Source organism: Nonomuraea sp. NPDC049784 (genome assembly GCF_040659615.1).
Lineage (GTDB): Bacteria > Actinomycetota > Actinomycetes > Streptosporangiales > Streptosporangiaceae > Nonomuraea.
In genome coordinates this window covers 1-11,519 of sequence record NZ_JBFAMX010000315.1, presented here as the reverse complement: position 1 = coordinate 11,519, position 11,519 = coordinate 1, and the positions used below count along the sequence as shown (strand labels likewise).

General features: G+C 67.5%; 12 protein-coding genes. 6 read left to right on the top strand and 6 right to left on the bottom strand.

The features are described 5' to 3' along the window. The first annotated feature begins 304 nt into the window (after nucleotides 1-304). Nucleotides 305-1,402, top strand: coding sequence for an acyltransferase (locus AB0J09_RS40300; protein ID WP_360703063.1), 1,098 nt, complete (start codon nucleotides 305-307; stop codon nucleotides 1,400-1,402). 86 nt (nucleotides 1,403-1,488) lie between these two features. Beyond that, a complete protein-coding gene (dop, locus tag AB0J09_RS40295; protein WP_360703060.1) occupies nucleotides 1,489-3,003 on the top strand; it encodes a depupylase/deamidase Dop in 1,515 nt (504 codons plus the stop codon). Nucleotides 3,004-3,038: 35 nt separating this feature from the next. Here the strand turns inward: dop and AB0J09_RS40290 are convergent, their stop codons facing one another. Continuing rightward, nucleotides 3,039-3,443: a hypothetical protein gene (locus AB0J09_RS40290; RefSeq protein ID WP_360703057.1), complete on the bottom strand. Its 405-nt coding sequence runs from the start codon at nucleotides 3,441-3,443 to the stop codon at nucleotides 3,039-3,041. A 147-nt stretch (nucleotides 3,444-3,590) separates the two neighbouring features. On the opposite strand from AB0J09_RS40290, the gene AB0J09_RS40285 reads away from it, so the two are divergent. Together AB0J09_RS40285 and AB0J09_RS40280 are read left to right on the top strand one after the other, a co-directional pair. Then, nucleotides 3,591-3,800, top strand: coding sequence for a ubiquitin-like protein Pup (locus AB0J09_RS40285; RefSeq protein ID WP_148031422.1), 210 nt, complete (start codon nucleotides 3,591-3,593; stop codon nucleotides 3,798-3,800). 175 nt (nucleotides 3,801-3,975) lie between these two features. After that, a complete protein-coding gene (locus tag AB0J09_RS40280; protein ID WP_360703054.1) occupies nucleotides 3,976-4,383 on the top strand; it encodes an endonuclease VII domain-containing protein in 408 nt (135 codons plus the stop codon). On the opposite strand, the gene AB0J09_RS40275 is transcribed toward AB0J09_RS40280, so the two are convergent. The 5 genes from AB0J09_RS40275 to AB0J09_RS40255 form a co-directional block, all read right to left on the bottom strand. Continuing rightward, nucleotides 4,356-5,420: a DNA polymerase IV gene (locus AB0J09_RS40275; RefSeq protein ID WP_360703051.1), complete on the bottom strand. Its 1,065-nt coding sequence runs from the start codon at nucleotides 5,418-5,420 to the stop codon at nucleotides 4,356-4,358. The genes AB0J09_RS40280 and AB0J09_RS40275 overlap by 28 nt on opposite strands. Before the next feature lie 4 nt (nucleotides 5,421-5,424). Continuing rightward, on the bottom strand, nucleotides 5,425-6,483 hold the full coding sequence (locus tag AB0J09_RS40270) for an ABC transporter ATP-binding protein (RefSeq protein ID WP_360703049.1): 1,059 nt from the start codon (nucleotides 6,481-6,483) through the stop codon (nucleotides 5,425-5,427). Continuing rightward, a complete protein-coding gene (locus AB0J09_RS40265) occupies nucleotides 6,480-7,298 on the bottom strand; it encodes a carbohydrate ABC transporter permease (protein ID WP_360703046.1) in 819 nt (272 codons plus the stop codon). The genes AB0J09_RS40270 and AB0J09_RS40265 overlap by 4 nt, the downstream gene beginning before the upstream one ends. Then, nucleotides 7,295-8,194 carry a sugar ABC transporter permease gene (locus tag AB0J09_RS40260; RefSeq protein ID WP_360703043.1) on the bottom strand — a complete coding sequence of 300 codons (900 nt, stop codon included), beginning with the start codon at nucleotides 8,192-8,194 and terminating at the stop codon, nucleotides 7,295-7,297. The genes AB0J09_RS40265 and AB0J09_RS40260 overlap by 4 nt, the downstream gene beginning before the upstream one ends. Nucleotides 8,195-8,324: 130 nt before the next feature. Then, on the bottom strand, nucleotides 8,325-9,695 hold the full coding sequence (locus tag AB0J09_RS40255) for an extracellular solute-binding protein (protein ID WP_360703040.1): 1,371 nt from the start codon (nucleotides 9,693-9,695) through the stop codon (nucleotides 8,325-8,327). A gap of 195 nt (nucleotides 9,696-9,890) precedes the next feature. Between AB0J09_RS40255 and prcB the strand changes: the two genes are divergently transcribed. Beyond that, entirely contained in the window at nucleotides 9,891-10,739 is an 849-nt protein-coding gene (gene prcB, locus AB0J09_RS40250; protein ID WP_360703037.1) for a proteasome subunit beta, read from the top strand. Nucleotides 10,740-10,760: 21 nt separating this feature from the next. Beyond that, nucleotides 10,761-11,519: proteasome subunit alpha (prcA, locus tag AB0J09_RS40245; RefSeq protein WP_360703034.1), on the top strand; the 759-nt coding region annotated here is incomplete at its 3' end.

The window sequence follows — 11,519 nt, the reverse complement described above, 5'->3', positions numbered from 1 at the left end:
GCCATCGCCGCCGCCCGCGACCGCACCTGAACCGCGTGCTGGACGGCGGCCCGCTCGAGGCACCTCCAGAGGCCGCTACGGCTCCTGGAGGCCGCTTAGCAGGCTCCCCGGCTCATCGGGCGCGACCGAGGACCACAGCGGGTCCCAGGGCGCAGCGGAGGCGCGCCCACGTGATCGTGCAGGCGGACGTCGGTGGTGGTACTGGCGGGAATAAAGAGACCCATGGAACCAAAGTGATCGATGTGGCGTCAAACAGTGCGTGCATGCACCCAACCGGCCCAAGCACGCTCGGGGGGACGGCCGGTTGGCCGAGCTCGACCTCCTGCGTTTCCTCGCCGCCCTGGCCGTCGTCGCCTTCCACTATCTGGTCGCGTACGCATCCGTCTGGGGAGACCGGCCCGCCGAGCTGTTCCCGGCGCTGGCGCCCATCGCGGGACTGGGCATCCTCGGTGTCGAGTTGTTCTTCATCATCAGCGGGTTCGTCATCCTCATGACCGTCTGGGGGCGCGGGCTCGGCGGGTTCGCCCGGTCCCGGTTCGTCCGCCTCTACCCCGCGTACTGGCTCAGCCTCGGCGCCGTCGCGGCCCTCTACGGGCTCACCGGCGCCAAGGCGCTCGACCCAAAACTTTCACCAGGCGAATACCTGCTGAACGCCACCATGTTCCAGCGGTTGTTCAAGATCACCGACGCCAGCGGCGTCTACTGGTCACTCTGGGCAGAACTCCGCTTCTACCTGCTGATGGCCATCCTCGTGATCATCGGGGTCACGTACGGGCGCGTGCTCGCGTTCACCGGCCTCTGGCTGGCCGCCGCCCTCGGCCTCAAGGTGCTCGCGGAGACCGGGCTGTTCGACAACGAGGTCGTCCGCGAGATCGTCATGCCCGACTACGCGCCCTACTTCGCCGCCGGCATGGCCCTGTATCTCATACACAAGCACGGCAACGCCTGGCTGCCCTGGCTCTACGTCGCCGCCGGATACGGCATGTCGATCCACTCCGCACTCGGCCGGGTCCACCGGCGCATCGAGGGCGCCGGGTTCAAGAACATGCCCGTCACCGACGCCAGCGTCATCATCACCATCACGTTGATCTTCGTTCTGATGTCGCTCGTCGCGCTCGGACTGCTCCGGCTCAAACCGTCCAGAACGCTCACCGCGCTCGGTGGCACGACATACCCGCTTTACCTCCTCCATAGCGTCCTCGCGGTGGCCCTCATCCCCCTGCTCACCGGGCACCTGCCCCCCTGGGCCACCGCCACGGTGACCGTCGTGGCGGCCGTACTGCTGTCGTATCTCGTGTACTCCTTTGCCGAACGGCCCATCCAGCGGCTACTCAAGCCCCGCAGATCCACCCAAACCCCATCAGCTCCCGCCGTACAGGTGGAAAAGGCGTCGGTGCCATAACTCTGTGGCCCTGGGGCACTGTGAAGGGCATAGGCTCGGGCATATAAACGGCGGATAGACAGACCCGGACGAACAGAGGGTGTTGCATGACGGTGCGTCGGGTGATGGGTATCGAGACCGAGTACGGCATCTCCGTACCCGGCCAGCCAGGCGCCAACGCGATGGTGACCTCCTCACAGGTCGTGAACGCATACCTGGCTGCCTCGGCGGCCCGCGCGCGCAGGGCACGGTGGGACTTCGAGGAAGAGAACCCACTCCGCGACGCGCGTGGCTTCGACCTGGCCAGAGAGGTCGCCGACCCCACCCAGCTCACCGACGAGGACCTCGGCCTCGCCAACGTCATCCTCACCAACGGCGCCAGGCTCTACGTCGACCACGCCCACCCCGAATACAGCTCGCCCGAATGCACCAACCCCCGGGCAGCCGTCATCTGGGACAAAGCGGGCGAGCGAGTCATGTACGACGCCGCCACACGCGCCTCCGCCATCCCCTCCAACGCGCCCATCCAGCTCTACAAGAACAACACCGACGCCAAGGGCGCCTCCTACGGCTGCCACGAGAACTACCTCATGCGGCGCGCCACCCCCTTCGCCGACATCGTCAGGCACCTCACCCCCTTCTTCGTCTCCCGGCAGGTCGTCGTCGGCGCCGGCAAGGTCGGCATCGGCCAGGACTCGCGCAGCGAGGGCTTCCAGATCAGCCAGCGCGCCGACTTCTTCGAAGTCGAAGTAGGCCTCGAGACCACGCTCAAACGGCCCATCATCAACACGCGGGACGAGCCGCACGCCGACCCCGAGAAGTACCGGCGGCTCCACGTGATCATCGGCGACGCCAACATGTCGGAAATCTCGACATACCTGAAGCTGGGCTCCACCGCCCTCGTCCTCGCCATGATCGAAGAGGGCTTCCTCACCCGCGACCTCGCCGTCGAAAACCCCGTACAAGCCCTCAGAGCCGTCTCCCACGACCCCACCTGCCGCTACGAGATCCCCATGCGCGACGGCCGCAAGCTCACCGCCGTCCAGCTCCAGATGGAATACCTCGAACAAGCCCGCAAATACGTCGAAGAACGCGGCACCGCCCAGGACGAGATGAACAAAGACATCCTCGACCGCTGGGAATCCGTGCTCACCCGCCTCGCCGAAGACCCCATGCAGCTCTCCCACGAGCTCGACTGGGTCGCCAAACTCGAACTCCTCGAGGGCTACCGCACCCGCGACGGCCTCGCCTGGTCCCACCCCCGGCTCCAACTCGTCGACCTGCAATACTCCGACATCCGGCCCGACCGCGGCCTCTACAACCGCCTCGTCGCCCGCGGACGCATGCAGCGCCTCGTCACCGAAGACGAAGTCCAGCGCGCCGTCGAAAACCCGCCCAGCGACACCCGCGCTTACTTCCGCGGCCGCTGCCTGCGCCAATACAGCGAATCCGTAGCCGCCGCCTCCTGGGACTCCGTCATCTTCGACATCCCCGGCCGCGAATCCCTGCAGCGAGTGCCGACACTGGAGCCCCTACGCGGCACCAAAGCCCACGTCGGCGAACTCTTCGACCGCTGCCGCACCGCCGCCGACCTCGTCGCCGCCCTCACCGGCGGCGACTGATCCCGGCCGTCACCGGCGCGGACTGATCCCCGCCGTCACAACAGACCCACACCCAGCGTCAGCGTGCTCACCCCCAGGCACGCCCCACCCGCCACCGTCAACCAGATCAGCCTGCTCGGCTTCGTGTCACTCGGCCGCACCACCGACAGGAAGAAACCCAGCGGCATCAGAATCGGCGCGGCCACGATCAACGCCCGCGTCAGAGCCTTCACGCCGTCCGACAGGCTCGCCTGGTCCACGTAGAGCATCGCCACCAGGGCGAACAGCACCAGCACGCCCGCATGGGCATGCCCCGCGCGCCACAGGCCCCGCCGGACGGGGTTGTCCAGGTAGCCGGGAACGTTCCGCATCAGGAACTTCAGCAGCGTGACGCCGCCGAAGGCCACACCCGGGACTGTGATGAGAAGCACACCTGCCGTGCTCAGGGACTGGGGGGACATCCGAACCTCCTTGTCGTACGGGGTTCCAGTATTGGATAGTTTGGCTATCTAGTCAAGACGACAAGATCACTGGGCGATCGGCGCGAAATGTCCGCCGGTTCGGGGAAGATATGCGGTAGAGGCAAGTCCCCCACGCGGAGGTAGGACATGGCAACGAAGGACACCGGCGGCCAGAAGCAGACCGGGCGGCGCGAGAGCGAAGTCGAGGAGACTGAGGCCTCGGCGGCGCCGGACGTGCAGGAGCGGCAGGAGAAGCTCACTGACGATGTCGACGCGATTCTGGACGAAATAGACGAAGTTCTCGAAGAGAACGCAGAGGAGTTCGTGCGCTCTTACGTACAAAAAGGCGGAGAATAGGGCAAAACGGACATCTAAAAGGGGGTAAATCGGGTGGAAACGCCGGACGAGATGAAGCGATGCCCGGACTGCGGCGAGACCAAGCTACTCGCCGAGTTCGGGCTCAATAAGCGCATGGCCGATGGGCTGGCGCGGTATTGCAAGATCTGCTTTCGACGGCGCTCCACTCAGAGCTATGTGGCCGGAGTTCGTGATCCTTCCGGAGCAGCGTCCGTCCGGTGAGGTCGCGCCGACGCGGACATATCACCTTACGCAGCGGTATCAGGTGCGGCATGAAGACGTCGAGCGGATGATCTCGACTCAGCACGGTTTGTGTGTGGTGTGCTGGGATCGGCCGCCGGAGCATGTGGATCATTGTCACCGCACGGGTGATGTTCGATATGCGCTGTGTTTGCCGTGCAACTCGGGGATCGGTCAGTTCAGGGATGACCCCGGAGTGGTTCGGCGGGCGCTTTCGTATATCGAGGCGACCGTTGAGGAATACGACGAGGTCGAGGTTTCCGAGGAGGAGTTGCAGGACTTGATCCGGGCCGAGGAGGAGCTTCGGGCGGACTTCTATTCCAGGGCGTCCAGGGTGGGCTGATCGTCCGCTGGTGGGAGGGTGTAGTCGACGGCGACGCCCAGGAGGCGGACGGGGCGGTTGAGGTCGAAGCGGTCGAGGATGGTGAGGGCCGCCTGTTCGATGGTGGCCGGGTCCGTGGTGGGTGTGGGGAGTTTTGACTGGCGGGTGCGGGTCAGGAACGGGGTGAAGCGGACCTTGACCGATACCCGGGCGATCTCGCGGCCGGCTTCGATGGCGTCGTGGGCTACTTGGGTGGCGAGGGTGGCCACGTGGTGGGTTATGTCGGTCTTGTCGGTGAGGTCGTGCTGGAAGGTGGTTTCGCGGCTGTGGCCGCGGGCGATCCAGGGTGTGGTGACGACTTCGGCTTCGCCTTTGCCGAGGGCGAGGTAGCGGTACCAGGGGCCGTTGGTGGGGCCGAAGTGGCGGGCCAGGTGGGCGGGGTCGGCGGCGGCGAGCTGGGCGACTGTGTGGAGGCCGAGGCCGGCGAGTTTCTTGGCGGTTTTGGCGCCGATGCCCCAGAGGGCGTCGGTGGGCCGGTCGTTCATGGTCTCGGCCCAGTTGTCGCTGGTGAGGCGGTGGATTCCGGCGGGTTTGGCGAGGCCGGAGGCGAGTTTGGCCTGGTGTTTGTTGTCGCCGATGCCGACGGAGCAGGACAGCTGGGTGCGGGCGCGTACGGCTTGCTGGATGGCGGCGGCGAGGGTTTCGGGGTCGTCGGTGGTGGCGCCGACGAAGGCTTCGTCCCAGCCCCATATTTCGACGAGGACGGGGAATTCGCGGAGGGCGGCCATGACGCGTGCGGAGGCGGCTTCGTAGGCGGGTGGGTCGCTGGGCAGGAAGATCGCGTCGGGGCAGCGTTTGAGTGCGGTGCGGAGCGGCATGCCGGAGTGGATGCCGTATTCGCGGGCTTCGTAGGTGGCGGTGGCGGCGACGGTGCGGGGTTGGGTGGGGTCTCCTGAGCCGCCGACGATGACGGGTTTGCCGCGGAGCTCGGGGTGGCGGAGGAGCTCGACGGCGGCGATGAACTGGTCGAGGTCGACGTGGAGGATCCAGTCCCTCATGGTCCTAAGTATGTCGTGAGGTGGTGTGCAGTTCGTCGTCGCGGTAGATGAGGGCGCGGAGCGGTAGGGCCCAGGCGGGGGTGCCGATGGGGGGTTCGTCGCCTTCGGGAACGACGGCTTGGATGAGGGCGTCGGGGGATTCGAGCGTGACGAGGGTGTGGGTGCCGAGGTTCTCCAGGACGGAGACGGTGCCGGGGAAGGCGTCGGGGCGTTGGGTGCGGGTCAGGTGCATGTATTCGGGGCGGACGCCGTACGTGATGGTGTCGTCTGGGGTGAGGCCGGGTGGGGCGGGGAGGGTGGCGCCGGCCACGTGGAGGCCTTCGGTGGTGGCGTGGGCGGGGAGGAGGTTCATGGGGGTGGAGCCGATGAAGGAGGCGACGAATGTGGTGGCGGGGCGGTGGAAGATCTCGGTGGGGGTGCCGATCTGGATCATGCGGCCGTGGGACATGACGGCGACGCGGTCGGCGAGTGCGAGGGCTTCGGCCTGGTCGTGGGTGACGAAGACGGTGGTGACGGCGAGGTCGCGCTGGAGGCGTTTGAGGAAGGTGCGGGCTTCGAGCCGGAGGCGGGCGTCGAGGTTGGACAGGGGTTCGTCGAAGAGGAAGGCGGTGGGGTGGCAGGCGATGGCGCGGGCGAGGGCGACGCGTTGCTGCTGGCCGCCGGAGAGTTTGGAGGGGCGGCGGTGGAGGAGTTCGGTGAGGCTGAGGCGGGAGGCGACTTCGGCGGCTTTGGCGGTGCGCTGGTTGCGGGGGATCTTTTTGATGCGGAGGGGGTAGGCGATGTTGGCCGTGACGTCCATGTGGGGGAAGATCGCGTAGTCCTGGAAGACCATGGCGACGTCGCGGGAGCCTGGTGGGAGCTGGGTGACGTCTTTGTCGTTGATGTGGATGTTTCCTGATGTGGGCGTTTCGAGGCCGGCGATGGCGCGTAGCAGGGTGGTCTTGCCGCAGCCGGACGGGCCGAGCAGGGCGAAGAACTCGCCGTCGTTGACGGTGAGGTCGATGCCGTCGAGGGCGTGTACTCCGCCGGGGAAGACTTTTGTCAGGCCGTGCAGGGATATCACCGCTTGATCCCTCCGTGGAAGCGGAAGCCGTACCGCTGGGAGACGAACAGGTACATCGCGACCACGGGCAGTGAGTACAGCAGCGAGAAGGTGGAGATGAGGTCCAGTTTGGGTGCGCCGCCCTCGGTGTAGAGGGTGTAGAGGATGACCGAGCCGGGCGCTTTGTCGGGGTCGCGCAGCAGGATGAACTGGAACAGGAATCCGCCCCACACGCTGGCCAGCGCCCATACGGCGATGGTGGCCAGGCCGGGCCGTACGAGGGGGATCGCGATGTGGCGCAGGATCTGCAGGGGTGAGGCGCCGAAGACGCGGGCGGACTCCTCGTACGAGGTGGGCGTCTCGTCCATGAAGTCCTTCAGGATGAAGATCGCGGCGGGGAGCAGACCGCCGGAGACGACGAGGATGACGCCGAGGTGGGTGTCGATGAGGTCGAGCCTGGTGGCCAGCTCGAAGATGGGCACCATGGCGGCGGTGCCGGTGACGACCGACGACAGCAGCAGGAGCAGGTAGAGCAGCACGTCGCGGCCCGGCACGCGGACGCGGGACAGGGCGTAGGCGGCCAGCGCGGCGAGCACGACGACGAGCGCGGCCGCGCCGCCTCCCTGGATGAGGGAGTTGCGGATGGAGCCGAGCGCGTACGGGTTTTCGAGGATGGCGGAGAAGTTGCGCAGCGTGAACTCGGGGATGGACGTGGTGATCGACGGGGTGTCGTCGAAGGGGGCGCTGGCCAGCCAGAGCATGGGGAGCGTGAAGAAGGCGAGCACGACGGCGATGAAGACGGTGGACGCGAGCCTGCCGAGGGTGTGGCGGATCATGCGTGCGGCCCCAGACTGGAGACGTCCTGCCGGCCGCGCAGCAGCCGCAGGTAGGCCAGCGCGAACACGAGGTTGACCAGCAGGATGAGGAACGAGATGGCCGCTCCGACGCCGAGCTGGCCGTCCCGGAGGGCGACGCGGTAGACGTACACGGGCAGGATCTCCGATCGCCCCTCGGGGCCGCCGCCGGTGAGGACGAACGGTGTGAAGTCGTTGAACGTCCACAGGCTGATCAGCAGCAGGTTCGTCAGGACGTGGCGTCTGATGCGGGGGAAGACCACGTCGCGCAGCTGCTGCGGCACGCTCGCCCCGGCCAGCCGGGCGGTCTCCAGGTGGGAGGGCGGCACGTTCTCCAGCGCCGCCGCGTAGAGCATCATGGAGAACGCGGTGCCGCGCCAGACGTTGAAGACGATGATCGACAGCAGCGGGTAGTCCAGCAGCCAGGCGAAGCCGGGCGTGTGCAGCAGGGCGTTCAGGGTGCCGTCGTCGCGGTCGAGCAGCGCGAACCACAGGAACCCGACGACCGTGCTGGGCAGGATCCACGACAGCAGTACGACGCCCTCGACGATCCTGCGCAGGGGGCCGGTGCGGCTGCGCAGGATCCAGGCGAGTGTGAAGCCGAGCCCGGCCTGGCCGGTGATCGCCGAGCCGCCCACGTACAGGAGCGTGAGCCAGAGCGAGGTGAGGAAGCGCGGGTCGGTGAGGGCGCCGGTGTAGTTGCCGAGGCCGACGATCTGTGGGTTGGCGGCGGCCAGGCCGGTGAGGCGGTAGTCAGTGAGGCCGAGGTAGATCGTCCAGAGCGCGGGGAAGATCAGGAAGACGGCGATGAGGACGAGGGCGGGCAGGACGAACGCGACCGCCCTGCCCTTGCCGAGTCCCGCGGCGTCAGTGCTCACTGCGATCCTCCGGATCGCGCTTCGGTCGCTGGAGTCCTGTGTCTTCCCTCGTCTCTTCGGTCGCTTCGCTCCCTGCGTTCCTCAGTCCAGACACAGGCGCTCCCTCAGGGCTCATGGCGATCCTTCGCGCTCACCCGCCGACGTTGGCCGCGCCACCGACGATTCCCTCGAGCTTCGCCTGGTAGGCGGCGGCCGCCTCGTCGGGGCTCTTGCCGCTGACCACGGCGGCGGTGGCCTCCTGCAACGCGACCGACACCTGCGGGTAGACGGCCAGGCCGGGACGGTAGGCGGTGATGGGCAGTACCTCGTCGGCGACGAACTTGAGCATCGGGTCGGCGGTGAGCACCTCGTCGTTGACGTCGGTGCGCGAGCTGATGCGCGCCTGCCCGGCCAGTTGTGACTTCGTCGCCGCCGCCGAGTGCATGAAGGCGAGCAGGTCCCAGGCGAGCTTGGGGTTCTTGGAGTACGGGTTGAGCACGCGGACGGCGCCGCCGGACATGCTGACGAAGTCCTGGCCGCGGATGCCGCCGCCGGGCTGCTTCGCGGGGATCTTGGCGTAGCCGACGACCTGGTCGCGGTCCTTCATGGGCGCGACGCCCGCCTGGGGTTCGACGACGGAGCGCCAGAAGTAGTCGCTCTCGGCCAGGATGCCGATCTTTCCGGCGGCGAACTGGGCGAAGGACTTGTCGCGGCCCTTGGCCTCCTGCTGCAGCTTGGGGTCGCCGAGGCCGCTGCCGCCGTAGATCTGCCGGTAGAAGCCGAGCACGTCCTTGAGCGACTGGGACGCGCCGGTCCACTTGCCGCCCGTGTAGATCTCGGATCCGGCGCCGGTGAGCAGGGGGAGCACGCCCTGCATGGTCGTGGCCTCACCCATGGCGGTGCCCGCGTTGATCTGGATCGGGGTGGGCACGCCGGCGGCCTTGAGCCTGGTGCCGGCGTCGATGATCTCCTGCCAGCTCTTGGGCTGCCACGTCTCGGGCAGGCCGGCCTTCTTGAACAGGGTCTTGTTGTAGAACAGGACGCGGCCGTCGGTGCCCTGCGGCAGGCCGTACTTCTTGCCGTCGAAGACGCCGAGGCCCTGCACGGCCTGCGGGATCCGCGACCAGCCCTCCCACTGCTCGACGGTCGCGCCGCCGACCTCGGAAAGCGGCTTGATGTAGCCGGCCTGGGCGAACTCGCCGACCCAGATGCCGTCCAGGTCGATGACGTCGGCGCCGGCCTTCGACTTGAGGTCGAGCGCGATCTTGGTCTTGTACTGCTCGTCGTCGACGCCGCTGGGCTGGAACAGCACCTTGACGTTGGGGTGGGTCTTCTCGAACTCGGGGATCACCCACTGCTTGATCCAGTCGGCCGACTCGGAGTTCTTGCCGCCGGAGATGGAGTTGGCCGCGATCGTCAGGGAGAGGCTGCCCCCGCTGGTCTCCGTGCCGCCGGTGCCGCAGGACGTGAGCGCGAGGAGGAGGGTGGCCCCGATCACCGCAGGTCGGCTGGGTAATCTCATGTCGGCCTCCTGTTCAGGACGTGCAGACATACCGACAATCGCATGGCGGTCGGCACCCGTAAAGAAACGATCTGAGCACGGAACGGGGCGGTGCCTGGTCACGTGGGTTCGCCGTGAGCTGATCGTGGGAAGTGCAGACAGCAACGCAACATGAGTAGGGTCGCCCTAGGAACACTGACGTTTGGAGGGAGTCGCGTGGCATCGCACAGGGATCTGCCCGTCGGCTTGGTCAACCAGCTTTTCCGAAACACCGGAAGTTCCTCGTTCACGGAGTTTGTCAGCTCGTACTCGCCTGAGTTGCTGCCGCAGCGGAATGAGGTGCTGGCCACCCCGATCGGCGACCAGGTTCCGCACGCGACCACGATCGTGGCCGCCACCTTCGCCGGCGGCGTGGTGATGGCGGGCGACCGGCGGGCGACCTCGGGCAACATCATCTCCCAGCGTGACGTGGAGAAGGTGTTCCGTGCCGACGACTACTCGTGCATGGGCATCGCGGGCACGGCCAGCACCGGCATCGAGTTCGCCCGGCTGTTCCGCGTGGAGCTGGAGCATTACGAGAAGCTCGAGGGCCGCACGATGTCGGTGGCGGGCAAGGCCAACCGGCTGGCCACCATGATCAGGGGCAACCTCGCCATGGCGATGCAGGGGCTGGTGGTGGTGCCGCTGTTCGCCGCGTACGACCCCGACAAGGACGAGGGGCGCATTTTCAGCTACGACGTGGCGGGCGGCCCTTATGAGCGCGAGAGGTTCGACGCGATCGGCTCCGGCTCGATCTTCGCCCGTGGCTCGATGAAGAAGCTCTACCGCGACGGCGCGTCGGCCGACGACATGGCGATGACCTTGATTCAGGCGCTCTACGACGCTGCCGACGACGACTCGGCGACCGGCGGGCCCGACGTGACCAGGAAGATCTGGCCGATCGTGTCGGTGATCGACGCCGACGGCTTCCGCCGGCTCAGTGAGGAGCAGGTCTCCGGGTACGTGGAGCAGATGCTAGAAGCCCGCCTGATCTCGCCCGACGGCCCGATCGCCCCGCTGCGCTAGAAAGGGATCACCACCGTGTCCATGCCTTTCGGATATGCGTCCCCTGAGCAGATCATGCGGGACAAGGCCGACTACGCGCGCAAGGGCATCGCGCGGGGCCGCTCCGTCGTCGTGCTCCAGTACGTCGACGGCATCCTGTTCGTCGCGCCCAACCCGTCCCGGGCGCTGCACAAGATCAGCGAGATCTACGACCGCATCGGGTTCGCGGCCGTGGGCCGCTACAACGAGTTCGAGGAGCTGCGGCTCGGCGGCATCCGATACGCCGACATCAACGGCTACACCTACGACCGGTCCGACGTGACCGGTCGCGGCCTGGCCAACCTCTACGCCTCCAACCTGGGCCGCATCTTCACCGAGTCGATCAAGTCGCTGGAGGTGGAGGTCGTCGTCGCCGAGGTCGGCGAGACCGCGGACGGCGACGCGATCTACCGGCTCACCTTCGACGGGTCGGTCTTCGACGAGCACGGCTTCGCCGCCATGGGTGGCCAGGCCGAGGCGGTGGCCACGCGGCTCAAGGAGCGCTACCGCGAGTCGATGTCGCTGGCCGACGCGCTGGAGGTGGCGCTGACGGCGCTCACGGAGCCCGGTGGCGAGCGGCCGCCGGTGGCGCAGCTGGAGGTGGCGGTGCTCGACCGCAACCGTGAGCACCGCAAGTTCCTCCGTCTCACGGGGGCCCGCCTGGAGCGCCTCCTGGCCCAGACCTCCGCTCCGTCCGGGGCCCCCCCCCCCCCCCCCCCCCCCCCCCCCCCCCCCCGCCCCCCCCGCCGGGGGGGCCCGCCC

Coding starts and splice junctions, on each gene's coding strand:
- AB0J09_RS40290 (WP_360703057.1), bottom strand. CDS start 3,443: ATGTCCCCCCAGTCCCTGAGCACGGCAGGTGTGCTTCTCATCACAGTC.
- AB0J09_RS40265 (WP_360703046.1), bottom strand. CDS start 7,298: ATGATCCGCCACACCCTCGGCAGGCTCGCGTCCACCGTCTTCATCGCC.
- AB0J09_RS40280 (WP_360703054.1), top strand. CDS start 3,976: ATGTGGCCGGAGTTCGTGATCCTTCCGGAGCAGCGTCCGTCCGGTGAG.
- AB0J09_RS40275 (WP_360703051.1), bottom strand. CDS start 5,420: ATGAGGGACTGGATCCTCCACGTCGACCTCGACCAGTTCATCGCCGCC.
- AB0J09_RS40255 (WP_360703040.1), bottom strand. CDS start 9,695: ATGAGATTACCCAGCCGACCTGCGGTGATCGGGGCCACCCTCCTCCTC.
- AB0J09_RS40285 (WP_148031422.1), top strand. CDS start 3,591: ATGGCAACGAAGGACACCGGCGGCCAGAAGCAGACCGGGCGGCGCGAG.
- dop (WP_360703060.1), top strand. CDS start 1,489: ATGACGGTGCGTCGGGTGATGGGTATCGAGACCGAGTACGGCATCTCC.